Annotated in this window: 24 protein-coding genes; 3 read left to right on the top strand and 21 right to left on the bottom strand. The window is 42.5% G+C overall.

The features are described 5' to 3' along the window. Window positions 1-214: 214 nt before the first annotated feature. The 4 genes from F4V51_RS07160 to F4V51_RS07145 form a co-directional block, all read right to left on the bottom strand. On the bottom strand, window positions 215-1,105 hold the full coding sequence (locus F4V51_RS07160; protein WP_153977432.1) for an AraC family transcriptional regulator: 891 nt from the start codon (window positions 1,103-1,105) through the stop codon (window positions 215-217). Window positions 1,106-1,382: 277 nt separating this feature from the next. Continuing rightward, a complete protein-coding gene (locus F4V51_RS07155; RefSeq protein ID WP_153977431.1) occupies window positions 1,383-2,375 on the bottom strand; it encodes a phosphotransferase enzyme family protein in 993 nt (330 codons plus the stop codon). A gap of 214 nt (window positions 2,376-2,589) precedes the next feature. Continuing rightward, window positions 2,590-3,063 (bottom strand): hypothetical protein, encoded by a 474-nt coding sequence (locus F4V51_RS07150; RefSeq protein ID WP_153977430.1) that lies wholly within the window; start codon window positions 3,061-3,063, stop codon window positions 2,590-2,592. A gap of 468 nt (window positions 3,064-3,531) precedes the next feature. Beyond that, window positions 3,532-4,233, bottom strand: a complete 702-nt coding sequence (locus tag F4V51_RS07145) for a CPBP family intramembrane glutamic endopeptidase (protein WP_153977429.1) — start codon at window positions 4,231-4,233, stop codon at window positions 3,532-3,534. 92 nt (window positions 4,234-4,325) lie between these two features. Between F4V51_RS07145 and F4V51_RS07140 the strand changes: the two genes are divergently transcribed. Further along, window positions 4,326-5,069, top strand: a complete 744-nt coding sequence (locus F4V51_RS07140) for a MerR family transcriptional regulator (RefSeq protein WP_153977428.1) — start codon at window positions 4,326-4,328, stop codon at window positions 5,067-5,069. A gap of 210 nt (window positions 5,070-5,279) precedes the next feature. Here F4V51_RS07140 and F4V51_RS07135 read toward each other — a convergent pair whose 3' ends face one another. The 5 genes from F4V51_RS07135 to F4V51_RS07115 all read right to left on the bottom strand — a co-directional run bounded on the left by F4V51_RS07135 (window position 5,280) and on the right by F4V51_RS07115 (window position 9,352). Further along, window positions 5,280-5,753, bottom strand: a complete 474-nt coding sequence (locus tag F4V51_RS07135) for a DinB family protein (protein ID WP_153977427.1) — start codon at window positions 5,751-5,753, stop codon at window positions 5,280-5,282. A 264-nt stretch (window positions 5,754-6,017) separates the two neighbouring features. Then, complete coding sequence (locus F4V51_RS07130; RefSeq protein WP_153977426.1) at window positions 6,018-6,605, bottom strand: GNAT family N-acetyltransferase; 588 nt, start codon at window positions 6,603-6,605, stop codon at window positions 6,018-6,020. Window positions 6,606-7,021: 416 nt separating this feature from the next. After that, window positions 7,022-7,561: a hypothetical protein gene (locus F4V51_RS07125; protein ID WP_153977425.1), complete on the bottom strand. Its 540-nt coding sequence runs from the start codon at window positions 7,559-7,561 to the stop codon at window positions 7,022-7,024. A gap of 284 nt (window positions 7,562-7,845) precedes the next feature. After that, window positions 7,846-8,928, bottom strand: coding sequence for a nucleotidyltransferase domain-containing protein (locus F4V51_RS07120; protein WP_153977424.1), 1,083 nt, complete (start codon window positions 8,926-8,928; stop codon window positions 7,846-7,848). Window positions 8,929-9,085: 157 nt separating this feature from the next. After that, the gene (locus F4V51_RS07115; RefSeq protein WP_153977423.1) at window positions 9,086-9,352 is read right to left on the bottom strand and encodes a CD3324 family protein; all 267 of its coding nucleotides are present in this window, start codon (window positions 9,350-9,352) and stop codon (window positions 9,086-9,088) included. A gap of 960 nt (window positions 9,353-10,312) precedes the next feature. On the opposite strand from F4V51_RS07115, the gene F4V51_RS07110 reads away from it, so the two are divergent. Then, window positions 10,313-10,696 carry a RidA family protein gene (locus F4V51_RS07110; protein ID WP_153977422.1) on the top strand — a complete coding sequence of 128 codons (384 nt, stop codon included), beginning with the start codon at window positions 10,313-10,315 and terminating at the stop codon, window positions 10,694-10,696. 259 nt (window positions 10,697-10,955) lie between these two features. Here F4V51_RS07110 and F4V51_RS07105 read toward each other — a convergent pair whose 3' ends face one another. The 11 genes from F4V51_RS07105 to F4V51_RS07060 form a co-directional block, all read right to left on the bottom strand. Next, entirely contained in the window at window positions 10,956-11,177 is a 222-nt protein-coding gene (locus F4V51_RS07105) for a hypothetical protein (protein WP_153977421.1), read from the bottom strand. A gap of 245 nt (window positions 11,178-11,422) precedes the next feature. After that, window positions 11,423-11,785, bottom strand: a complete 363-nt coding sequence (locus F4V51_RS07100) for a hypothetical protein (RefSeq protein ID WP_153977420.1) — start codon at window positions 11,783-11,785, stop codon at window positions 11,423-11,425. Window positions 11,786-11,979: 194 nt separating this feature from the next. Beyond that, window positions 11,980-12,108: a hypothetical protein gene (locus F4V51_RS29015; protein WP_227779572.1), complete on the bottom strand. Its 129-nt coding sequence runs from the start codon at window positions 12,106-12,108 to the stop codon at window positions 11,980-11,982. 50 nt (window positions 12,109-12,158) lie between these two features. Beyond that, window positions 12,159-12,443, bottom strand: coding sequence for a GNAT family N-acetyltransferase (locus tag F4V51_RS29010; protein WP_236146710.1), 285 nt, complete (start codon window positions 12,441-12,443; stop codon window positions 12,159-12,161). Between the two features lie 97 nt (window positions 12,444-12,540). Then, complete coding sequence (locus F4V51_RS07090) at window positions 12,541-13,245, bottom strand: DUF1361 domain-containing protein (RefSeq protein WP_162009910.1); 705 nt, start codon at window positions 13,243-13,245, stop codon at window positions 12,541-12,543. Window positions 13,246-13,587: 342 nt separating this feature from the next. Then, window positions 13,588-17,256 carry a GH32 C-terminal domain-containing protein gene (locus F4V51_RS07085; RefSeq protein WP_153977418.1) on the bottom strand — a complete coding sequence of 1,223 codons (3,669 nt, stop codon included), beginning with the start codon at window positions 17,254-17,256 and terminating at the stop codon, window positions 13,588-13,590. Window positions 17,257-17,550: 294 nt separating this feature from the next. Further along, window positions 17,551-18,453, bottom strand: a complete 903-nt coding sequence (locus tag F4V51_RS07080) for an ROK family protein (RefSeq protein ID WP_153977417.1) — start codon at window positions 18,451-18,453, stop codon at window positions 17,551-17,553. 19 nt (window positions 18,454-18,472) lie between these two features. Next, on the bottom strand, window positions 18,473-19,948 hold the full coding sequence (locus F4V51_RS07075) for a glycoside hydrolase family 32 protein (protein WP_153977416.1): 1,476 nt from the start codon (window positions 19,946-19,948) through the stop codon (window positions 18,473-18,475). A 33-nt stretch (window positions 19,949-19,981) separates the two neighbouring features. Then, window positions 19,982-21,589, bottom strand: a complete 1,608-nt coding sequence (locus F4V51_RS07070) for an ABC transporter substrate-binding protein (protein ID WP_095360564.1) — start codon at window positions 21,587-21,589, stop codon at window positions 19,982-19,984. A gap of 56 nt (window positions 21,590-21,645) precedes the next feature. Beyond that, the gene (locus tag F4V51_RS07065; protein ID WP_095289251.1) at window positions 21,646-22,527 is read right to left on the bottom strand and encodes a carbohydrate ABC transporter permease; all 882 of its coding nucleotides are present in this window, start codon (window positions 22,525-22,527) and stop codon (window positions 21,646-21,648) included. A 15-nt stretch (window positions 22,528-22,542) separates the two neighbouring features. Then, a complete protein-coding gene (locus tag F4V51_RS07060) occupies window positions 22,543-23,478 on the bottom strand; it encodes an ABC transporter permease (RefSeq protein ID WP_170948148.1) in 936 nt (311 codons plus the stop codon). A gap of 467 nt (window positions 23,479-23,945) precedes the next feature. Here F4V51_RS07060 and F4V51_RS07055 point away from each other — a divergent pair, with 467 nt between their 5' ends. Beyond that, window positions 23,946-25,013: a LacI family DNA-binding transcriptional regulator gene (locus F4V51_RS07055; protein ID WP_153977415.1), complete on the top strand. Its 1,068-nt coding sequence runs from the start codon at window positions 23,946-23,948 to the stop codon at window positions 25,011-25,013. 217 nt (window positions 25,014-25,230) lie between these two features. On the opposite strand, the gene F4V51_RS07050 is transcribed toward F4V51_RS07055, so the two are convergent. After that, window positions 25,231-25,677: a DUF1569 domain-containing protein gene (locus F4V51_RS07050; RefSeq protein WP_153977414.1), complete on the bottom strand. Its 447-nt coding sequence runs from the start codon at window positions 25,675-25,677 to the stop codon at window positions 25,231-25,233. Window positions 25,678-26,261 lie beyond the last annotated feature (584 nt).

Raw genomic sequence — 26,261 nt, 5'->3', positions numbered from 1 at the left:
TATTTATATACAACAAATCCGACATATTTTCATTTCATAATTCGAGTTTTAAAGTATGTTTGAGGAAATACATAGGTACACTTCCCATTAATCTGCTGCTTTTTTTATATGAGTGAACTAAACGTTTCCCGCTAGCAGAATAGAGCAGTTGCGAAGTGCAAACTACTCTATCTGTTTTAACAAGTATATTCAAAGAAGAAGCTCTCTGAAACAATCACAACTCATTTATTTTTCTTACGGCAAACCATAGTTCAACGAAATTAAGCCCGTCTTTAGCTCCTGTAATTTCAAATTCCAACCCATCGACCTGTTCGTATCCAGCAGTAGGAAGCCATTCGGAGAAGAACCGTTTATATAATGTCTCAATGGTTTCATCAAATTTGTCCCAAGTGAACGGATCAGAGGAAAAAATTGCCCAGGTTTGAGCTGGTATGGTTACACTTGTGTACCCCTCAGTTTTACTTGAATCCCCTTTGAATGCGGACACCATATAAGGAAAATGATCCTCATCTGTTTTTTTATAGCTACAAACAGCATGTATTTTATGATAGTTCTGATTTAAACAGGTTGGTAGGTCTCCAGCATTGTCCGCCAGCCTTTCAACCTCGCCGTTAGCATGGCATTGCTTCCATAATTCTGCTGGAGTATCTGCTCCGTTTAATTGAAATACTTTTTCAATACCGAATACTTGAAAGGATTCTTTTGTCTCAATACGATAGTTCATCGCCTTTTCCCCTTTAATTGAAATAAGGAAGGAAAGCCGAGGAAAGGCTTTGAGGGAGGTCCCTTCTTCTCGGGCCATTGCTGGATTAACACCATGTAATAATTGAAAAGCCCTTGCGAATGAAACTGGAGATTCATAACCATACTTTATCGCAATATCAACTACTCTCAGATCACTATTCTGCAATTCAATTGCAGCGAGAGTAAGTCTTCTTCTCCTTATATATTCCGCAAGAGACACATCTGTAATGAATGAGAACATTCGCTGGAACTGATGTGAAGAACAACAAGCACATTTAGCAACTTCTTTCAATTCGATCTTTCCAGTTAGATTCAATTCAATGTAATCCAATGCTCGATTCATCCTCATCACCCAATCCATCTGATCCCTCCTCTTAATAAAAGTATAGTTTCGCTACATTTTCATATCGCAACTATTTGTGCACAATTAAGTTTCTTGGAGAACTCATGGCGATTCTAAAAATTAATTATATAGCGCAAAGAAGTACTTATTAAAGGTAATTCTGAACGTAGATAATGTTGTATGCTAGTCTGCCCGTTAACTTAACAAAAGCAGCCTATCAATGTGATCGGCTGCTTTCTTCTATTATTGAGCTATCGTTCCCCGTTAGCTTAATGAGTATCTTCCATCTAGTGGTTCAAAGCTCATCGATCAACGATATACCTTTAGTAATCCTCATTTTACTATCTTGCAAGAAATCGCGAGTCCAGTCATCTGGTTTGCTTAGATCCCAGCTTCGATACATGCCGACAACCACAATGATTTCGCGAAGTCTAAGGAAGAGTTTCATCATATCCTTCCAGTTGTCTGGCATTCGTCGGCCATCCTCTGTATAGCCTAGCTCGAAGTGCTTTATAAACAGATCATACTGGACCTTTCGTTCGAATTTCGAATCTTCACCGAATACATATAGCAAGTAATACAGCTGTATAGCAATATCCTCGACATACCAACTGTACTGGCACTCGTCGAAGTCAAAAAGAGTTAATCTCCCAGCTTCATCGATTGTGAAGTTTCCCACATTAATATCTCCGTGAATCAAACCAAAATTATCTGCATTAACAGGCAGACTCGCCAATTGTACTTTAAGTTCATCAAGGGCAATAAGGATCGGTTGAAGTTCTGACGGTAAATAATCCTTGGCTCGTAAGAGGTATTCATTTGACTTCCAAGTGTGCCTTTTGGCAATCGTAGGGTTGTAAAGCTTCGCTAATTCATGAAGTCGGCCCGTTACACGACCACACTCTTCATAAAGGTTAGAATTGCCCAGACATTCTGGATATCCGATTTTACGGCCTGGTGCATGTTTAAAGGAGGTTACGTAAAAATCTATTTTATTTCCTTGAATTAGTTCGCAATACTCTCCATTCATTGAAGAGATCGGTTCTGATACTGCTATACCACTCTCTGAAAGATAACGAATCCAATCTATTTCTGCTAGAAGTCCTTCCGATGTGCGAAGAGTACTCGGAGTGAAACGAAGAATATACTTTAATTCATCGCGATTATAGGAATAAATAAAGTTTTGAAAACCTCCAATATAAGTAAGTTCCTCTTGGCTGACCCCATAACGTGCGGCGCCTTCTGCAGGATGTTCTTCCAAGAACAATAACTTTATCTTCGGGTCCATTCGTTCTCCTTAGTTATAAAGATTAAATTATGACCTAACTCGCTGTTGCCTAAATTTAATAAAATGAATGCCCGGTGACATGTGAAATCCGTACTTTCAAGATTTTTCTATTCCATACTAATCCAACTTTATTACAGTTATCTTGACCTCTCTTAATATCCTCTTCTGACAATTTCAGAAGGTGTAACGTAAGGATTGTTGGGTTATTGGAACATTAAAGACCTAATTCCTCATACGTAGAAGCAATTCGGGTAGATGATGCACCTTTTAAAGTGCCCGTCGATGTGAAGTTAACATAAAACGTACCTGCCAAAGGCATCTTACCCCATAGATTATCAGATTCTCCAGGGGCAATAGTAAGAATTCCCCATACTTTTCCCTGAGGAGAGTCTTGTGTGATAGTAACTATCATTTTTGTTGTTCCTGAATTTTTCATTTGCACTTTAAGCCAAGGTATATCATCTGAAACTACAAGCATTTTTGAATCACTTGTTCTACTCCCATCAAAATTTATGGACCATAGCTTATCAGAAACGAAAGGAGCCCCTGTTTCATTACCAGGTTGCTTGATCAACACTGGTGATGGTGCTGGTAGAGATACTTCTTTAGCAAATGCGGAAGATGCCACACCAAAGATACTTGCAGCAGAAATTGAAGTAGCAAAAATACGTTTGATTGCTTTGTTCATCTAAACACCTCCATAATTGTATCGGAACGCCCACCTCTACTTTTGATTTTTTGGGATTTACAGGAGCGGATTGTTCGTTTTCTTCTACCGAGTTGTGCTTTTGAAACCATTATAACGTATCTACCTGCGGCTCAATTCTTACCGTTAGCCTATTTTCACCTCTGTTAATTCTCAATAGAGAACGCTATAAGTTGCTGTAAAGTTATGAGGATCATATAAAAGAATTTCACTCCGTTTAGGTATACCAAAAAGGATCGTTAGCACTTCTGCAACGATCCTATCATCATCCCCTAGATGTATACCGCAGTTGATCACGTTGATTCTTTTTTATTAAGCATAACGTTTCCCGTTAGCTGAATTACAGCCAGGCTTTGGTCAGTAACCAAGTCTTAATTACGCTGCGCTTCCGTCCAATTAATATAGAATCAGAACGGCCGCTCATCGTGTATACAAAGTATAATAATCATTTTAACTCATCGCAGTTAACAACACAGCAATTGTATTAAACACACCATGAACGATCATAGCAGGCAAGACAGATCCCGTACGCTCATAGGTCCATGCAAGCACAACTCCACTAATAAAATTCACGGGCATGGCATTCATAGTAGGAAAATGTGCAATAGTAAAGATTAGCGAACTAATCACAATCGCCCAGCTCATACTAACACGAGTGCGTAGCCAACGATAAATAAATCCACGGTAAAATATCTCCTCATAAATGGGTGACACGATCCCTGCCGATACAATACCTATAATTATAGTAAAAAGAGTGACGCTTTGCTTCAGACTCTCTGTTTTGCTATTGTCTACCGTATTCCCAAGAAAACTCGTGAGATAGAGAATCGCCACACTTAATACGATGAGAATGAGTGTCCACAGCGCAATCCTCCACCAATCTTTCACAGGGAATCCCTTTACTCCTACCTCTAGCCAGGATATTTTTTTCGGTCGTAAAGCAATAAAATATAATCCTAACAAAAGTACAATCGCGATGGTAAGCCCTGTAAGAGTCCCTGAGTATAGAGTATTCCCCAACCATTGCTCATACATGGACTGTACTGCATATTTGATAACGAATATTACGAATACAAATTCAAGCGCAAGCAATGCAATAAACTCACGCCAAGTCCATCGATCCATCTTTTTCCACATTTCTGTACTAGTCATCCTTAACTCCTCAATCCTCTGTGATATACTTTTATGATATTAGGTGACGTTACGTCACCTGCAAGCATTATTTTCGGGAGGAAAGAAGAAACATGAATAGATGGACAACAGGACAAGTATCCAAACAGCGGAACATTTCTGTTAGAACCCTGCGATATTATGATCAGATCGGTCTTCTTAAACCGAGTTATAAGGAAGATAACGGTCGCCGCTATTATTCAGAGGAAGATTTATTCACTCTTGAAAAGATAACATTGCTTAAATCACTATCACTACCGCTTGATGACATTCAAAATGTGATAGACAGCCTATCTTTTCGTCATATTCTAATTGCACACCATAATCATCTCCAAAAGCAGCTCGCTTCTATCCAGGGAAGTATTGCAAATACTACGTCTTTGATCAACATGATTGATCTGGAGGGTACACTCTCCTGGGATCTGGTTTCTCATCTGGTTAATAACGTACAACCTATTTCTAAACAATGGATCGATTACTTCAACGATGACGAAAGTGCATTTCTTCAAAATGCACTACCCAATCTCAACAGTAATGACAAGACCACTCAGCAATATGCCTCTTTGCTGCGCCGGATTGAGTGGTGCATACAGGAATCTGTTCTACCTGAATCCAATGAAGGTTATAACATTGCCTGCGAGCTAATGAAGCTATCACACGAAACATTTAATGGGGACGAGAAAATGATGGAGAAATTTTGGGAAGTGAGGAAGCTCCCTACATTAGAGTCAGGACTATACCCTGTATCCGACGCAGTGCTAAACTTTGTGGAGATTAGCATTGCTCATGCTCTAGAAAAAGAAGAAAAACAGAAATAAGGAATTATTCTTGAAATCTGCGTACAACCAAGCGTTAATGATTATATTTTCTTTAAATGAGCTGGCCTTCAAACGCTGCTCAAGAGTTAACATTAAACTAACCTGTCCGTTAGCTGAACTAAAAGCAGCTGATCGAGTTGATCAAGCTGCTTTTGGTTTTTTTGAGCTATCTTTCCTTGTAAGGGTAGTTCGTGCTTAGGAGCTACAAAGCTACAGGGATGTGGATTTGTAATCTTCCTTCAAACATTGTTTTGCGATGTAAAAAATCTGTCCCATGTGTTCGGAAAAGTGAGCAGCGCATTGATGCAACATATCTAGATTGGTTCTTTCTCGACTCCTCACTATTTGCTTTTGTTCTAGTGTCTCATCGGATATGTTTCTTATCGTATCGATAACGAATTGGAGTCTTTCTGCACAGATCTTTTCTAATTCAGACTTCTCAACAAAAACATGTGTCAGTTCTTCTTCTCGGTTTCTATGGATTTCTTGGTGTAATATTCCCTTCAAGATTCTTTCTTTAATATTCCCTTCTATATGCCTAATAAGTGTTGATATACTGTGGCTTGATTCATGGGGTCTCCAGTTGAGTTGTTCATCATCTAATTGACTAATTGCATTAAGAATTCTTCTCCGAATTTCTTCAAACTTTTTTATTAACCATTCTCTATTAAAGGCATGTTTCAAACCATAACCTCCGTTTCAACTGAAATATATTCAAGTTAATTCGATAGGTTTATTGTGTTATCCTGCCCGTTAGTTGAACAAAAGCAGCTGATCACTTTGACCGGCTGCTTTCTTAGTTCTATCACGCTAACGTTTTTCCGTTAGTTCAAATAGAAAGAGCAGGCTGTGGTTGCCTACTCAAAAATATGTGTAATCCACCCTTTAGTTCAACGAATATCGGATAAACTTGTTTATACCTAAACCTATGAATAAGGAACAACCTCTCTAATTACTCACTTTTTCAGAACTCGTGCTGAAGCGAAAGACTAGCTTTTCTCCATCTTCAGGATGATGACCAAGTTCTTCGGAGTATTTCCCGTTGGTACATGTGTTAAGTGTTTTTCGCCAGAAACGTTTCGCACGTTCGTTTCGTTCGGTGGAATTTGTTTGCAATTCCCATTGCCCTGGCATCTTTCCTATAATCTGTCGCACCGCTTCTTCTCCAACACCCTTTCCTCGATAATTACGTAATAGGAAGAACTCATTCATGTAATAATCGATATAGTGAGGACAGGATATGAAAGGTGAAGTAGCCACAAAAGCAAGCCCTGCAGGTATATCATCCACTGTGATCAGATAAGGGAATAATACGTTCGGGTGTTCCCACCAAATATCAAACACGCGATTCTGTTCCATCAAAGTTCGGGTATCATCATTCTCAAACACCCCATAACGATTGATTTTGTGTTCCCATACTTCAGACAAATCATGCAGATAAAGAGGATAAATATTATTGATAATGAACTTCTCCTCCATACCGCATAGTCTAGCAGTAACATTTAACTTATTTACTTCATGATTAACGCAATCCATTTTGCAACTCCTCCGATTCCTATACTCTCAATCAACGATATTACTGAAACCATAATTCTTTCCTAGCAACAGTATAGGGTGAATATCGTATCCTTTATAGGCAGAGTATTTATATAATCATTTTTTACATAACAAAAGGCCCGTGTTGGTTTTACCCAACATGAGCCTTTTGTTATACCTGCGTTTTATAAACAATCTTTTTCATGCTGTCATGGGATAGACAGTAGGAATTCGCGAGTTGATCTACATTCATACCTGCCTAAAAAGCTTCCAAATTATACCCAATGATCCTGAGGTGATTTTAATATTATGCCCTTGTTAATTCACCTAACCTGCCCGTTAGTTGAAGAAAAAGCCGATCACAATGATAGGCTTCTTCTTTGTTCTTATTGTGCCATTTCTTCCCTTCCGTTTGTTCAATTTTCATTTACGTAAGGTTTATAATATTGTTCGTACGACACTTTTGTTTCTTCAAACGTTGGAATCTCTATAAATTCAATATTTTCAGTATGCAAGCCTAAAAAATCTTTTGCAAGGATTCTCACACTTTTCTTTATCTCATCCAAGTCCCAAGAGTGAGATAATTTGGACCACATATCAATATAGATAGGTTTATACCCATCTATATTCGTCGGAGCAGAATGAGTAACTTGAGAAGATACATCTTCTAAATCTCTTGGGTATGTGTAACTATAATAAATATCCTCTTCACCGTTTATGAAACGGTTAATTTCATTACAATATTCTTTATCGTCACCAATAATATCTATATCATATTTCAAAAGATTAGTTAGAGCTATCGCAGTTGTAAGTTCAAAATAACCTAAAAAGTTATTTTGATCTTGATCTGAATAAAGCGTAATCTCATCATTTCGACTCTTGCTGCAGAATCCGTAAACCCCATACCAGAATAACGAATGTCGGACATGGACATATATTGTTTGAATATTATTCACCTACCTGTAAGTCTTTTACCTGAGATTAGACAGGCTTCTTTAGACGATAAATTTTTATAAGCTATTGCAATCACCTTAATAATTCGCTTTTGCAATTTATCCGTATTTGTAGACAAATCATTTGCCATCAAAGTGTAATCCATGTACCCATCATAGTGCAAACCTCCAAATAAAAAAGACCGTAAAGAAACTAATTCTTCAGGGCCCTTTAAGAAATTCTATTTTATCAGATAGATTGTCTACAATTCCGTTTCTAAGGACATCCTACGAACTGGGATCTAGGGTCAATGATTCATAAAATGGGTATATAGTTGCTCGAAGGTTTTAAAACATTCGACTCTTCTGCCGACTTTATCATACTCGTCTAGATATTCATCCATCACTTCAAGGAACTTCTCTTTCATCACTGATAAATCACTTGCATCAAAGTACTGCATAAGATCAAATTTCTTGGTTCCTTTGGCCACAGTCATCTCATCAAGATACCCTTGTGCTCCATAGGCCGAAATAAAGACGTAGGAGGCATCGTTCGTTATAACACTGTTCAAGATTTTATTGCGGTAGTTACACCACAATTCTTCGTATGTTCCTTTTAGATTATCAAAGGTTGGAGCAGGTTTAACCATGAAGTTATCACACATCGTGTGATGTAACCTCGTGACGCTATTCAGCATATTAAAAGATGCGATTCGAATATCTTCAATGGAATGAGCTTCGATGATGGACATGTATAAGGATTCGAGATCATTCGGTACATAGCGAAGCGAGCATATCTCTTCCAAATATCGCTTAATTCCTCGTTGGATGCACGTGTTATTCATGCTGACTAAGGCATTGACTAGATTGTATAGAACGTCGGCAGATGCATGTCGCACTGAACCGATATCTTCCCCCAGCATCGTATCGCTGTATGCCTGCTTAGCCAAGTCGATCCATTTTTTTGCTCGATTAAGACATGCTTCTCCTATCGGGTCCGCAAGTGCATCTAGAGCTTTTTGCCTAAAGTCGTTCATTTTTTCCAAATCCTCAGGCTTTGCATAGTAGAGTATTTTGAGTTCGGTTAGACTCGAAACATTGGGGCTCTCCAAGGTGGATTGCTCTTGTATTCTTGAATCCCATGGCGTGCAGTAGATGTCATATCCAACGTCATCCAAAATGAAACAATCGGATATTTCCCATCCCCGTTCTGTATTATTAATGATAACTAAATCAAGATCGCTCTTCTCATGAAAGTCTCCCGTGCTAAATGAGCCCGTAAGCCCAATAATTGCGATATCGTCTAGAAAATCTCTTTTTGCGCGTTCGATCACCATTTTAATCAGCAGTTCATTTTTGCTTAGCAGCTTCTCCTTTATGTTTTCATCCATTCGTTACACCGCCTTCGTATGATCCAGCCGTTCTTCATTCCAACAACCTTAACTTGAGTCTATCGATTTAGAGGTGCGGTAACTAGGTATAAGTTGATTTAATTCATCTTTGAACAAAATCCGCTAAACCGTCTATACGACGAGTTAGCGGATTTCGTTAGTTCTTTTTATAGACAATTTTCTTTATACTTTCGCAGGACAAGAAGTATCGTCCCGCCAATTCCTCTATGCTGATGCCATTGCAGAATAAGGATTTAATCTCCGCGTTTCGAGCAGAGACCCTATTCTTGCTTAGGGTTTTTTCGCCCCATTTTAAGTGTGCCTCTTTGGGTTTTGGGATATAAACCAATTCGCCTTGAACGTATTCTTGAATGACACGTAGCAATTCTTCCGGAAAAATAGATTCGGCTTTTGAATATTTCATGGACCTCACTCCTTATTAAATAGATCAATAAGGTGCAAAGCCAGTTAGTAGAATATTACGATTCGTCGTTGGCAATGTAATTGTTTCTAAGCTCTATGCAAAGCATTGCCATATTCTTCACTGGCTTTGCATAGAGAGATACATGTAAGAATCCTACCCCAATTGTTTTCAATAGCCTCACCTCCATATAAAACAGATAGTTGCTATCTGATATGATATCAAAGCTTGTTGTTCAAGTGTTTTACCATGTCTTTGGACTAACACGATTGTACGATTACAATGAATTACCAGCCGTTTTTTTTCTGTGAGAGAGGTGCTTGAACCGAGTCTTCAAGAACTTCAGATGAGTCGCCAGTTGTTGGACGGGTTCGGTGGAGTAACAGCGTTAAGATATACACTTGTAGACAGATACCTTTGATGACGTTTGGAACGAATTACTACTCTAATTATTCTCCAAAAAATTAAACTAACCTGCCCGTTAGTTGAATGGCCGGACTCTAAAGCTGACCCGTCACTATTACAAGCTAAAAGTTTCGTCGATAAACAATCAATCTGATAGAGAGAATTATTCACTTTGAATGGATAAAGATAATTTGCCAATCAGCACCCTTCTAAATGTCGGGCATCATTATTATAAGTGACCAAGTCTTATCTTCTTGTTTCAACCAGTGTGTTATAGATGTATGTTCAGTTTGAGATCCAACCTTCGGCATTTCAAATACGTTTAACCCCCAAAAAACTGGAACGAGCAATCGATTATACCACCGTGATTGTGAGGCTCACCTCTGGTAATCTTAGACTAACTTAAATTCACTCCAGATAAGATTTTCTCTTACTTTATCATCAGCCATAATCATATGTACACTATCTCTTTAGATAGTATCTATCAATAAAGTGCGTACTATATTTTTATTTAAGGTCATTTTATACTAACCTTACTTTGAATCGAGGAGAGAAAAAATGACTAATATTAAAACCTACAATCACGACCTTTGGGATCACGGTATCGCTCAGGCGTACAGCGTTAACGGCACGATCTATATTTCGGGACAATTTTCCCACGATACGGACGGAGCTTTCGTTGGCGGAAATGATATCGAGGCACAAACCCGGCAGACGCTGAAGAATCTCGATCGCGTGTTAGCAGAGTTTGGTATCACGAAGTCAAATCTTGCTTATGTTGAAATCTATCTGACAAATGCACAAGAGCATATCGAGCCATGCATACATCTCTTCAAGGAATACATGGGACAACACCGGCCGGCGGGCAGTTGTATCGGCGTGACATACCTAGCGTTTCCTGAGCAACTGATCGAAATCAGTGCCGTCGCCCACATAGATTAGATGAAGGTAATATATTTTTTATGTCACACGAAAACTAGCCGTAGATTAAGGGAACTGCAGCCGATCAATTGGTCGGCCGCAGTCTTATCTGAATTTAGCTATCGTTTCCCGTTAGCTTAACGGAGTTGATTATATTTCCATACGTATTACGTGTATTTCATTTTTATCTGCAATGACATCTAGTAATGGCAATTCACTTAAACCTACAAATTTTAAATGGATGAGTTGGTACACTCATTTTCATCGAAATCCAGCTTAACTAATCCCTCTTTTTCTTTTTCAAAAATTCTGAGTTTTCTAATATCAAGAACTCAGAAATTTCTCTACCTATTGAATCATATTCAATAAATTTAACGTAGCTGTTTATAGTAATCTTCAACGATTCCTGGTTCCATCTTTTTACTTCTATGACTAATGATTCTGAATTTAGTCCCAGATATTGAATCGCACCGTCTTCAAGGCGTAGTTCATTGATTTCCATTTTCTCACCTCAGTTATCAAAGATAAATCAACAAAGTATAATTGATACTGCATCTAAATGGCTTATTAACCCCTTTGTCTGTTATCATTAGAGTATCTTCTCTTATCTCAATCAAGTTATACCACAAATGTTATACGTTACACTAACCTGCCCGTTAGCTTAATGAAAAAACAGCCGATCATATGGATCAGCTGCTTTCTTAATTGTATTATAAACTAGTGTTTACCGTTAGCGTATCCGTGGTTCTAAAAATTAATCACACTAATATCATCTACCTTATAGCCATTAAGACCATCTCGTTTAAACGTCATTTGAACTGTCTCTGGCCACTCTCCTTTCATCACTGTCATTTCTAAAATAAAATCACCCTCTACATTATCCGAACCTTGGATTGGTAACAAGTGAACGTTCGCGTACAAAAAATTGTCACGGTACTTTTGACGAAGAGCTCTCATTATTTGAGGATTTAATTCATTGATCAACGTCTGCTGGATTATCGAGCATTGACTTATGTCTGTTACTGACTGAGTTTCTTCAGCTAAAGCTGTAGTTTGGCTAAGCAAAGTCAAACCGAACGCTAAAACCATTCTTTTAATGATCTTTATCAAAAGCAAGCACCCTCATATTTGGAATACTTTATTTTATCCAAAATGAGGAGTTGGATACGTTTTGAACGAATTATCCCATTACATGAACAAAAGCAGCCGATCACACTGGTCTGCAGCTTTCTTAATTGAGTCCACCTACCTCGTGACGCGTTAATTAATCCAATCTTCTGTCTCTACGAAGATCGACTTGCTGCTCAGTCCCAGTGCTTTTCTAGCGCTTCTTCACTCTGAGAAAAACCATTTCTTGAATAGAATTCAACGCTCTCGTTGCTTGGCCAAAGTATGAGAAACTCGACCTCATTCTCTTTTGACCAATTTTCCATAGCATTATGGATTTTTGACCCGATACCTAAGTTTCTGAAAGCTGGACGAGTTAAACATTGGTAACGTAACCGTAATAAGGATCTGAAGATTTTCCTGGACGCGGAACTTTATGTATTAGCTGCAAGTACATATGTGACACAAGACTTCCATCAAATTCTGCAATCCAAATATACCAGTCTCCGCTTTGGATTGCTTTTAGCAAAAACTCACTACATATCTGGATAAATTCCTCAAATGTAACGACATTATTAGCATGCTCCTCTTCTGAAAAATCCCAACGCATTTGTACAAGCTGAGGGATATCCTCCGACGTTGCCAAACGAACTAGCATCATTCATCCCCCTACTATTGTAAATATATTCAAATTCATCTTATCACACCTTCACGCTAACCAGCCCTGCCCGTTAGCTTAATGAATTAACGGGCAATATTCATTCTTTACTAGACCTTGCAGTCAACAAGGATACAATAACGTATGCAAATATTTGTATTAAAAATACAATGGCCACAAATTCAATAACCATGCTGTTCCTTGCAAAAAGATCTTGCATGATATCCATAACAATTTGCCAAGGCCTGGACAATACATCCCATGAATTCCACCGATTAAATCTCCCAATGTATACACCCAAACTACTCAACATTAAAATAACGCCAATAACCATCATGTTAATGTACTTACTGAATAGCTTGTTTAACACAACATGTATTTGAATGATTGAGCATGTCGAGAGAAGTAAGCCTAGTATGGCTACGGCAAACGTTAGGGTGAGGTTATACCAAAAATCAATATTAATCCAAAATTGTGTTCCTTCTTGAGCATTGAAATATCTGAATGAATGCAGGATTTCAGTAAAAAGGTATGCCGAATTAGGCAAAAAAAATAGCCAAACCGCACTCATCGGAATCATCCAGATCAGACTCATTTTCGTTAATTTCTTATTGAATATGTATCTAATGCATGATGAGATAATATATGGTACCCATGCCAGGAACATATCCCAGGTTAAGAATTGATACATATTCGTATCAGATTTGATACGTAAATACATCGCAACACCTAAACAACATAACGTAACCACTAGCAAGGTTAAAATAAATCGAAAATCTTGAACAGGATGTTTGTTATCTTTCATTTCGTTGCTTCCCATTCCCTTTCCCTGGGGATTAAAATGCATTGTTGCAGTCTTAAACATATGATTATCCAAATTATAACATGTATTTATTTAACCATCCTGCCATTAGCTTAATAAACTAGCAAGCGAACCGGATTAAATATACAAATAATCAGCATTCGGATCATGCTCTAGTCCTTCCTCTCCCAATTAGAACGGCTGTGAGTATAGAAAAATCAGTTAGAGGACTACACCTTACGTGCAGTCCTCTCCCACATGTTTTATTCAAATGTTGAAGGCGCAGATCAAGACCTACAAATCATTGATCCTGTTACCTTTAATTCTCCAGAACACCACCCACGGTTATTGCACTTTGTTTTCCAAAGTCCATTTTTGATATTCATCTTCAGCATGGAAGTCTTCCATCATCAGCTTGGTTCCATCTTCCGATACACGGAGTGCACTCCCATTGTGCACACTTGTAATGCTTACCGTCCCATCATCGTTATTGGAAATGTTCCAGCGTTGATTGGGATACCCGAGATATGGATAGAGTTGAATCCGATTCTGACCGACATCCCAATCCAGTGACACCCCGCTGACGGTACGGATGGAGTAAGAACCGGAATCATCACCGGTAGGCACAAGTATCCAAGCATAACTCGATGCTTCACCATCCTTTTCGTTGCCAGCTGTCACAACCTCGCCTGCTTGGGATTGCGTCGCTTGTAGGGCCACAGGAAGTTCTGCACTCCGAATGATCACGGTCTCCAGTGCTGCTTTTTTGATGTCATATGCATTCACATGCTGAAAAGACGCACTGCCTCCAAACGTATGAACACCGAAGTGTCCCTCGGCAAACGTGCCATCCTGAACATCCATGATCCGTTCACCGTCCAGATCCACCTGAATACGCGTTCCCTTCGCCTGAATCTGGATATGGTAAGTCTGGTTACTCCGAATGAATTTTGGAATGCGGGCAAGCACCTGCCGATTCTCGAACTTGCCGTCCACTTTATAAAACAGGCGAATCGCCTTCAGGTTGGGATCAACATTCAGATAATAACCACTTCGTCCATCCTCGCTTGCCCGAAACAGAATGGAACCTGCTCCTCCTTCAGCATCCAGCTGTAAGTCAGCCTCATATCGGAAGTCTCCCGCAGTCTCTCGGGCAACATACTGTGAATCACTGCGGTCAATGCCCTGTAAGCCATAGTCCGAAACAAACCACTGCGCAGACGGTCGATCCTTTTGCCAGCCGGATAAATTCGTGTGGAATACGCCATCCGTTACCGTAATCGGTATTTTGGCAGAAGCTTTACCGTTAGCCATGGAAGCCGTCACCCAAGCCTCCCCCTTGCCTACAGCACGAATCGCAGCATGTGTTTTGTCAGAATCAACGATTTTCACCACTTTAGGATTACTCACGGTCCATTTCAGCGGTTGGGCTCCTTTTCCTGGTCCGCCTTCAGCCGAAGCGTAGAGGGTTTCGGTATGACCCACATTCGCTACTCTTCTCTGCGTATCTGCAATAATCTTTGGAGCGGAGGACATGCCTTTTCTCCAGATATTATCCAAGGCATATACATTCAGTGAGACCACTTTTACATTTCCGCCCAGGCTGTAGAACGCCATCGACCTTCCAGCTGGATCCGGAAAAATCACATCCGAGAAAACCACTCTGCCCTCATTGCCAAACACTTCAACAGAAGCTTCATCGACAAATATTCGCAGCTTGATCCTCCCATTTTCAGGTTGTAGCGCAGCTTCGTGTACTTTGGTAAATAAGCCCGAGAAACTCACGTCTCCCGAAGCGGTGCGATCCACGAACATCGTCTCTTTCTCCGTCTTGTAGCCCACGGTCGTTTGTTGTCCTTCCCTTTGACGCAGGTGAAAACCAAACTCCGTAACGGGACTGTCTGCCGGAATTTCCACTTCTGCTTCAATCTCGTATGCACCTGCAGTCAGACCCTTGAGCACATTTTGCGATTGCGGACCGACCATTAACTGCTCCGCACTGTACAGGTTTTGCCGGAGTGTCTCAAGTTCGATAACAGGCTTTTGTACCAGACGCACACCCTCCTCTGTTGTTCGGAGAGAAACTTCTCTTGGAATAGTCAATTGCCCCTTCCAGGGATTCGTCGGGAAATCAAATGGATAATCCCAGTTTGTCATCCACGCAAGCATCACTTTCCGCTGATCCGGCATATTCGCAAATGACATCGACGCATAGAATTCCTTGCCGAAGTCCGTCTTCAGCACTTTCCCGGCAGGATGGTCGTTCAGGAATTTCCCCTCCGCCGTCAGCTCGCCAACAAAGTATTCCGCATCCGATCCTTGCGTCTTCGTATTGGCTCCGGTACTGATCATAAGCACCCACTTGCGCTCATCCGTCCCCTCTACTGGCAGCTGAATCAGGTCGGGACACTCCCATACCCCTCCGCGAATGTATTCCCCATATCCGAAGTTATCGGTTAATGTCCAATCAAGCAGATTCGTTGAGGTAAAAAACCGGATATGGTCCCCGCCAGATACAACCATAATCCAGCGGTTGTGCTCTTCATCCCGAACGACCTTCGGATCGCGAAAGTCCCAACTCCCCGGGTCTTCGCCATTTTGGCCAGGGTTCTCGATCACAATCGGACGGTCTTCAGCGTATTGCCAATTCCGGCCTTGATCCGTACTGTATGCGAGACCGATACGCTGATTGCCACCAGGCTTACCCGGATGGTACGACGTATAGTATGCGATCAGACCTTTGCCACCGGAATCCGAGAACAGGCCGGATGCGTTGTTCAGATCCGCAATCGCTGATCCTGACCATACATGACCCAGATCATTCCATGGCAGCGCAATGGGTAAACGCTTCCATTTTACAAGATCCGTACTGACTGCATGGGCCCATGTCCCTCCGTCCTGGTGAAATAAATGATACTCCCCCTCGTAATAAACCAATCCGTTCGGATCGCTTGCGGACCCCCGTATTGGAGAGTAATGATATTGAGGACGGTATTTTTCCGTATAATACATCGAATTTTCCTTGATATACGCATCTTGAAAATAGGCTATGCCCTGTTTCACTTCAAGTCCGGTATATCCCTCGGCATAACTAGAATCCATGACCTCCACAGCCGGTGCTGCATATCCATCCACATACACCTGAATCAGGCTACCGGAGGCAACCACTTCGATATGGTGCTTTGCTGTCGGATGACTCGGGTATGTACGATCCGAATTCGCAAGAATCGTTCCGTCCGCCTTTTGCAGCTGTACCCGTACCTCTTCCCCTTCTCTACGAAGTGCCGTTTGGTATCCCTTTGTCCCGTCTATATTCGACCTGAATAGTAGAGCTGCGAAGCTACTATCGGCCAAAGACATATCTCCCTCAAATACAAAATCCCCCGCTGTTTTCTCGTATATGATCTGTGTTTCCTCTTGCGCATTTCCTTTGCCTCGATATCCCCGTAGATCCGGCTGCCAATTTCCTTTACTGTAAACGGGGTTACCCAGATTTCCACGCATGGTACTGACATTTACATTTTGGAACAAGCTTGATCCGTCCCACACATGCAGCCCCAGCATCCCTGATACATACGCACTGTCTTTCACATCAATCACCGGGTCGTACCCGCCATCCCAATACACCTGCAGCCTCTCGTCAACCGCTTTTACTTTCAAATGATAAATGCCGCCAGACTCCACGGTTACCGAGTACTCTTCCAACAATGCACCTGGCTTGCCACTGGCATCTTTTAAACGAATCAGACCAGCCTGAGGAACCACTTGCAGCATATAGGAAGACCACCCCGTATCATTGGAACGGAAAACAAGACTGGCATCTGCCTTCATATCCTGGATTAACAGATCCGCTTCATAAATAAAATCTTCGGCCCGCGTGTCCGATAGGACGGTCACATTCTCCTTCTCTTCGGAAATTAAATGAAGTCCTTCATTTGTATCTTCAAAATTGCCTTTACCATGCAATGTCCAACCGGACAAATTCGTTGCTGCCCTGGATACGTCCATTTTCATCGGAACCGCCTCCGTATGTTGAGTTTGAGATTCTGGGCTCTTGGATGATGCCGTACTCTTCATACTCTGCTGCATCGTCAACTTATCCAGAGGGGAAGTTGTCGAATACGCTTCCACAGAAGTGGAACCAAGGACACAGGATAACAGGACGCAGCTAATGGACCTTAACATAAATCTCACGAATATCCCTCATTTCTCTGCGTGATAGAAAAACAAAGAAAGGACGGTGCATTCCCTTAAACAACTGAATCAGTCTTTTAAGCGATCTGCTCCGTCCTTCCTTGAACATGTGGATTACAATGATACCGCTGAATCAGCCTTGACTTGATTAAGTGCTTCGATGCCTAAGGCAAGCGCACCGTATAAACCCGCGTGCTGTCCCAATCCTGGCGGAACAATATATTGGTCGATGTGCTGCAGCAATTCAGGCACGTTCACATAACCATGGAGATTGTGTATAACCTGTTCCCGAATCATGGGAAACAGATGCATCTGCTGCATGACACCACCGCCCAAGATGATCATCTGCGGTGAATGCAGCAGGATGGACGTCGTAATGGATTCGGCAATATAATAGGACTCCATTTCCCATGCCAGGTGGTCGGTCGGCAGCTCGCTGCCGGGTGTCTGCCAACGGGCTTCGATGGCTGGCCCTGCAGCCAATCCCTCCAGGCAATCCCCATGATACTTGCATAATCCGGCAAAGTGATCCTGCGGATGCCGCCTCGTTCGGATGTGTCCACCCTCTGGATGCAGCAATCCGTGTATTCTTTTTCCTCCAGCAATAAGTCCAACGCCAACACCGGTGCCAATCGTATAATATACACAGTTATCCAAGCCCTGCGCAGCTCCCCATGTGACCTCCCCCAGAGCAGCAGCATTCACATCCGTATCCCACCCGAAGGGAACAGGGAATTCCCGCTTCAAGATTCCCACCACATTGCAGTTTTCCCATTCGGACTTCGGAGTTGTGGTAATGTATCCGTAAGTAGGGCTATCCAGCTTCAGATCAATCGGACCAAAGGAACCAATGCCGATAGCCTCTACCCCTTTATCTCTGAAATAGTCACTCACCTTGGCGAGTGTAATCTCGGGATGTTCCGTCGGAAAGCTGCACCATTCTTCCATATGTCCTTGTTCGCTGCCTATTCCGCATACAAACTTCGTTCCGCCCGCTTCGATGGCACCTATACGCATCTACCTGCCCTCCTTCTCTTTAGTTCTCATGGGTTTCCACCTTAACGGGAGACAATTCGTAGATATGAAGAGCGGAGAAGACCATGTTTTCCTGATCGGCATCCACCGTAATTCGTGCAGCATCTACATCCGGATAGATCAGGTCCGTAATAACGGCCTGACCGTTACTCGCAAATACCTCAACCGAAGAAGAATCCACATAGATACGCAAGTGTTGACCCCCGCCCTGAACCCTTGCGGTGTGACGTCCCAGGAAATGCTCATGGAAATCAACGATGCCTGATTGGCTGCGATCAACGTATACCTCACGCTGATCCGCGTCTACACCAACGAGCGTTTGATGACTGGCGCTGCTTCTCAAGGTAAATTGAAGAGATTGCTCCGATTCCCATTGCGCATCGACTTCATAGCTCACCAGCTGCAGCGTGCCAAGATGTTTCCTCGCCTCTTGGACAGAAACGTTGTGCAGGGTCAATATCGGTTTCCGGGCTTGCTCCATTTCACGGGCCGGACGCTGAACCAATGTGACTGTACCGTCTATCGTTTCCAAAGTAAGCTCCCGAGCAATCGTCATCGCGCCGCGATAACCTTCGGTTGGCGTCTGGTTGGCATACATCCAGTTGCTCATCCAGCCCATAAACAGGCGTCTGCCGTCTTCAGCCGGAATGTCGGACCAACTGACTCCTGCGTAGTTGTCCCGCCCATGGTCAACCCAGCGAACCGTGCGGGAAGCTTCATCCGGAACAAACGTCGACCCATCAAAATCTCCGATAAAGTACTGTGTTCGCGAGCCTTCCTTGAACGCAGGATCTGCACCAATACTGACAAGCATGACCCATTTTTCATGCCCATGGTCCCCATCCACCGCCAGCGGGAAGAGATCAGGACATTCCCACACGCCGTCATGTGAACCGATGCCTGCGCCGAATTCACTGCTGAGTGTCCAATCTTTCAGATTCGGAGAGCGGTACAAGCATACCGTCTGACCACAGGCAATGATCATCACCCATTCCTTGCTCTGCTCGTGCCAGAACACCTTGGGATCACGGAAATCGACAAAAGACTCATGCTCCAGTACCGGATTGCCCTCATATTTGTTCCATGTGCGGCCATTATCCTTGCTGTATGCAATGCTCTGCCGCTGAATCGGTTGATCGTTCGGCACTTCCAGATGATGCGTGAATATTGCTACCAGTCCTGGTTCCTCATCAAAGAAACCGGAAGTATTATTCCAATCCACCACAGCACTACCCGAAAAGATCATGCCGTGTTCATCCGGCGCCATAGCCACAGGAAGCTCTTCCCAGGTGAACAGATCCTTGGTCACGGCATGCCCCCAATGCATCGGTCCCCATGTGGTACCAAATGGATGATGTTGATAGAACAGGTGATACTCGCCTTTGAAAAACACCATCCCATTGGGATCATTCATCCACTTCTCGTTCGGTGAGAAATGATAAGCACCTCGGTAATCGGTTGTTGAAATGGTAGACATGTAGGTTCTCTCCTTTGAAATACACCGTTTTTTTTATTTTGTATTGCGGTCATATCCCGCTTGTTTAATCTGAAGCCATTCCTGCAGTCCAAGACGGTCCAGCTCTTTCAAATAGGCATCCCATTCCTGCTCGATTTTCCCGTTTTGGTACCATTCTGTGCGCATGCGCAGTACATAAGCGAACAGGTCGGTTTCAATGGTAGACAGGCGGTCGAGTTCATCAATGGAGAAAAATACGCTTGGATAAACGTTCTCTGCTTTCATATGTGGAACCATCACCCGATCCAGAAGCTCCATGCGCCATGCAGCATCTTCCGGTTTGGTCGTGTATTTGTCGTAGTAACTGTCGAGAATCGCCAGTGGTCCGGCAATGCTCGTTTTTTGTCTAAGTTCGACAGGCGCAGCCCCTTCCAGCGGAAGATGCTTCAGCATACCCTTGGCTTCATCGAATTCAAAAATATTTTGCTGCGTTTCATCCCCGTACGTTCCCCAGTTGTTTTGGATCGATTGGAGCGGATCGTACAGCTGGTCTACCCACTTCGCTGTGGATTCCAGATTTTTATTGCTGCTCGTGATAACCATACGTCCTCTGTCGAGTCCGATCCCATTGGTTCTCGTAACATTTCTCTCTCCGTCCGGACCGGCAAGTGGAGGCAAAACATCATACGTGTCATTCATTCCCGTAATGTTGGCCTTATCCCATGTGAAATACATGCCGTACTTATGGTCCTTGCCTTTGGCCAGATACGTATTCCAATCCTGCTGATAGGCTTCCACATCCACTAGGCCTTCCTGGACAAGCTCATGGATATATTTCACAGCTTCCTTATACCCTTCATCCGCTGCCGTAAAGACGACCTTCCCCTCGTTCGTTACCACGGTATGGTCCCAGTTCTCCCCAAGTCCGAATGCGGCAAAGAGAAATGTCAGATCTTCTCCGCCCGGCTTGTTGATGAACGACAACGGAATTTCATCCGCTTTTCCATTTCCATTGGGATCTTGCGTTTTGAAGGCGATTAGCACTTCCTTCAATTCCTCGGTCGTCGTAGGCATCTTCAGTCCGAGTTTATTCAGCCATTCCACATTGATCCAAGGCAGATTATCCACCGCTTGTATCCGCTGCTTGCCGCTTCCCAGCTCCTCAATCCATGGGAAAGAGTAGATATGTCCATCCGGCGCTGTAATCATGCTCTTGTATTCGGGAGCTTCCTCCAGCACCTTTTGCAGATTGGGCATGTATTGTTCGATCAAGTCTTCGAGCGGAATGATGGCTCCGTCCTTGGCCAGTTTCAGGAGATCATAATCTCCGTAACCTGCGTCAAAGATGGCATCGGGCAGCTCCCCGCTGGCTACCGCCAGATTTCTCTTTTCGGCAAACACATCACTCGTATAGTTCTTCCAGTTGATATGCACATTGGTCTTTTCCTCGAGTCGCTTGTTAATCAGTTTCTCGTTCGGATCGGCCGGAGCCAGCGGCGAGCTCTGCGTGATAAAATTCAGTGTCACTTTCCCGTCGGGAGACTGGGCTTCACTGGCTGCGCCGCCCCCTCCTCCACCACAGGCCGTGAGCAGAAGTACAGCAGACAACATGGAAAGGGATACCGATGTAATGCCTCTTTTGGACTTTTTCACTTTTTTCATGACGTGACCTCCACTTTATATTGTTGGATCTGACTTAAGATATCTCAGGCTGTTCACTATTTGAGTGAACCTACCATGACACCCTTTTCGAAATACTTCTGGAAGAACGGATACATGATGATCAGCGGCAGACTCGAAATGACAATCGCAGAATACTTAATCATCTCGGATAGCCGTTTGAGCTCCGCCATGGCAAGCTGATCACTGATCATGCCCGGGGCAGCCTGATTCTGGATCAGAATGGAACGCAGAACGAGCTGTAAGGGATGAAGATTGGGATTATCCAAATAAATCATGGCATCAAAATAGGAATTCCACTGCCCGACGAATGCGTACAGCGCAAGGACAAAAATGATCGGTTTGGATAGCGGAATGACAATCTGAAAGAAAATCTTCATATCGGAAGCACCGTCCACGTTCGCAGCTTCTTTCAGCTCCCTGGGTACACCTTTGAAAAAAGTTCTGGAGAGAATGATGTTCCATACGTTAACCGCTCCCGGAATGATGATCGCCCATATGGTATCCAGCATGCCGAGATTGCGCACCAGAAGGTAGGTTGGAATGAGGCCGCCACCGAAGAACATCGTAATGATAAACAGAACCATGAAAAATCCTCTTCCCGCCAGCCTTTCCTCAGACAAGGCATAACCTGCACAGATCGAAACCGCCACGGTCACGAAGGCAAACGAAACCGAGTACAGCACCGCATTTGCGAAGCCTCGAATCATCGCCGGATTGGACAGAATCATCTGATAACCATCCAGACTCCAGTCGGATACATTGAAGGACAGGCCCTGATTAAGCAGCACGGTTGGATCCATAAAGGAAGCGATAACAATATAAATGAGAGGAACGACCACAACCAGTACAGCACAGGTGAGAAAGATCGCGTTCAGTGCAAGGATCAGACGATCCAGCCCCGTCGGTTTGATAGTCATGAGTGATACTCCTTTCTAGTAAAGGCCTTCGCCTTCGTTTAATTTCTTCACGATCAGATTCACGGTGACAAGCAGGATGACGTTAATGATGGAGTTAAACAACCCTACGGCCGCAGAATAGGCGTAATCACCGGACTGTAATCCGACCTTGTACACATAGGTGGCAATAATTTCGGATGACGGCAGGTTCATGGATGTCTGCATCAGGTATGCCTTCTCGAATCCGATCGACATAATTCCGCCAGCTGCAAGGATAAACACAATAGCCATAATCGGGCGGATGGTCGGAAGGTCAATGTGGCGAATACGTTGAAGAAGATTGGCTCCATCCAGATTGGCTGCATTGTGAAGCTCTGGATCGACATTGGCCAAAGCCGCAACGTATATAATTGAAGCCCAGCCTGCCCCCGTCCAGATATCGGACAAGATGTAGATCCAGCGGAAATATTCGGGTTCGGACATAAACATGATTGGCTGACCTGTAATCCATGTGGTCAATTGATTAATGGGACCTGTCGGCGATAAGAAGATGAAGAGCATGCCCACAACTACGACAACGGATATAAAATTCGGTGCATACAGAAACAATTGAATGTTCTTCTTCACTGCAGCTTGTCGCACCTGATTCAGCATGAGAGCCAGCAAAATAGGCACCGGGAAGCTGAAAATCAATCCCAAAAAGCTGAGCTTAAGCGTATTCATAAAAATGACATCAAAATTGGGTGAAGCCAAAAACTTCTCGAAATGTTTCAGGCCCACCCACTCACTGCCCATAATCCCCTTGATCGGACTGAAGTCCTTAAATGCGATGATGGCTCCATACATCGGAATGTATTTGAAGATCAGTGTCAGGATTAGAGCTGGCGCAAGCAATACATACAGGAAATAATTCTTTTTGAGCTGCTGTAACGGATGAAAAATGGAACTCCTCTCTTTGAGGCTCTTCCCCATCTTCTTATTGGTGTTTACTGTGTTATCCAACATACGACCCCCGTTCATCATTAAAGTTTACAATTGCTCATAGTAAGGGCTTTCAATATTTACAATTGATTATTTGATATTTTACAATTTATCAGGATATGTATCGTTTAGTCAATACAAAATGTGAAAAAATAATTGTGCATTCGCTTCACTTTTTTATGCATAACTCTGTTCTATTTCTATGAAATGCGGAATCAATACCCAAAAAAAAGCCTATTATATAACGTATTTCATCCTGTAACAAAGGCTTCTACCTCAGCAGTATACGATGTAAAACTAAATGACGAATAAATAAAGAATGTGAAATATAAAATTGACAAAAACAATTATAAATTGTGTATTTGTAAATTTACAATTGCTATTTGCTTCGATATATTATACATTTGATTTAGAAAACACTTGAGACGATCAATTGACCAATAGAGGTGAGGCACGACATGGCAAAAGAGAAAGTTACGATACAGGATATCGCAGATGCTCTGGGCATCTCCCGAAATACGGCTTCCAAAGCCCTGAATGATAGCGGAAACATCCCGGAAGAAACACGAAGTCGTGTGATTAAGAAAGCCATTGAATTAAGATATAAACAATTTGCTTATATGGAAAGTGAGCATGTCCTGAGTAAAACGCCGGGCAATATCGCCCTCTTAACAGAGAACCTGCCGAATACGTCTCATTTTGGATCGCTGCTCATTAGCGGTTTGGAGAAAAGAATTAGTGCCGAGGGCTATAACCTGTCCATTCATATCGTTCGTGAAGTTGATGAAGAAGCCCTTACCCTACCTAACAATTTTGACATTTCCAAAGTGGACGGCATCATCTGCATCGAGTTATTCAACCTGGAATATACCCGCCTCATCACAGAGCTCGGAATTCCGACGGTCTTTATCGATTGTGCAGCCAACATCTGCTATCCGGATTTCCATGCGGATCTTCTTCTTATGGAGAATGAACATAGCACGTATCAGTTAACCAAAAAATTAATTGATAGCGGCTACAAAAGTATCGGATTCGCTGGAGACTACAATCACTGTAAAAGCTTCAACGAACGATGGACTGGATATCACCGGGCGATGTTGGAATCGGGATTGCAGGTCGATCCAGCCCACTGCATTACAGACAATGATAAACTGTACTTCTCCAAACCTGGTTGGATAAGGGAGCGAGTAGCTGCACTGGAGTCGTTCCCTTCCGCATATGTGTGTGCCAATGACTTCATTGCGGTGGATCTAATCAGAGCTTTCAAATTAAGAGAGGTCACGGTTCCGCAGGATATTGTGGTATGTGGATTCGATAACGCACCTGAATCCAGAATTATTGAACCTCCGTTAACGACGGTCCATATTTATAGTAACGAGATGGGGATTAAGGCAGCCGAAATGCTGTTATCCCGAATCGACAACCCCGAACAGCCTTATCAGGTCTCGCATATTGTGACTGCACCCATTATCAGAGAGTCGACACCTGGAATTATGCCAGCCGAGCCTACTCTTGTCAGAAAGTAAGATGGAGAAGAATGTATCTTAATCATGCTGAAATATGTCGCTATTGGCGTTCTCTGAGCAAGTAGTTGAATACAAAAAGAAGTGGATACCCATCTGATGGGTCCACTTCTTTATATTTTCTAATTTACCTCTTCTAGCTTGCCTCAGTTCTTCCTATGCCATATCTCATCCCTAGTTGGCTCTTCTAAATACTAGCACTCAGCACTTTCCCTACTTCTCAAACGCCAAATTGCTTCAGATGATGGTCCAAGTGCTTGTAGATTCCTTTACCCCATTCCTCGGAAGTCAGTCTTCCAAAAAAAGGATGGGGAACTGCACCATTTTTGAGACCTTCACGTTGTAGCGTCAATATATTTTGTTCGAGCTTTTCTTTTTCTACTTCAAACTCTCTTGTATCCATGATCACCATGCTTGGAATCGTAGACATATTACGGGGAAGCGGCTTGTCATTATAAAAAATGGGTTTTGCAAACTTTCCAACCAGTATGCCTAGCAAGCTTCTTGAGGAATGGGTTTTTCCCGTTGCTATGTCTTGGAACGAAGAGCAATGAGCAAGCATCTGAGCAGCATTCATGCGCCCCCACTCAGGTTGAACATCTTGCTTTAATTGATCGATCCGTCCCAAGATTTCTTTTGCAGCCGATAGATCAAAAATCGTTTTCACTAAGACATAGCCCTCCTAACCTTTGCAAGAAAAGAATCCACAATAAAAATATTACCATATTATTCAAGTGGAATGTGGATTACAACAGCATACTCCTTAATGATTAAAACAGCCAATCACAATGATCGGCTGCTTTCTTGTTGTTATTGAGTTTAGAATCTATCCGACATATTTAAGAATGAGCTGGTATATGGCTATGGCGAACCCCAAAATGCTTGCTTTCACTTTAGCTGGATGATTTCTTCTTTTACCGCCAAATAAATAAAGGAGCATGATTATAAATCCTATAGGAATCCATAGCTGAAAGTAACCCTTTGATGTGTAACTAGTGTAAATCGGAGTAATGGTAGTACTGAATAAAAAGTAAAAAAATACCGTAAAACGTCTTGTTTCTAATTGTTTGCTCCACCTTACTAATAAGAAAATAATAACTACTAAGATAATCGTGATGTGTAAAGGGGGAATAAGTATCGTAACGTTTCCAAATGTTAAATCCATTTTTGCGTTGCCCTCCTTTTTTCACCTACGCATGCTCATCTTTCATTGCTTTCAGCATCTAAATCATGAAGCATCCATTATATCAG

Source organism: Paenibacillus xylanilyticus, assembly GCF_009664365.1.
Lineage (GTDB): Bacteria > Bacillota > Bacilli > Paenibacillales > Paenibacillaceae > Paenibacillus > Paenibacillus xylanilyticus_A.
This window is presented reverse-complemented; position numbering and strand designations above follow the sequence as displayed.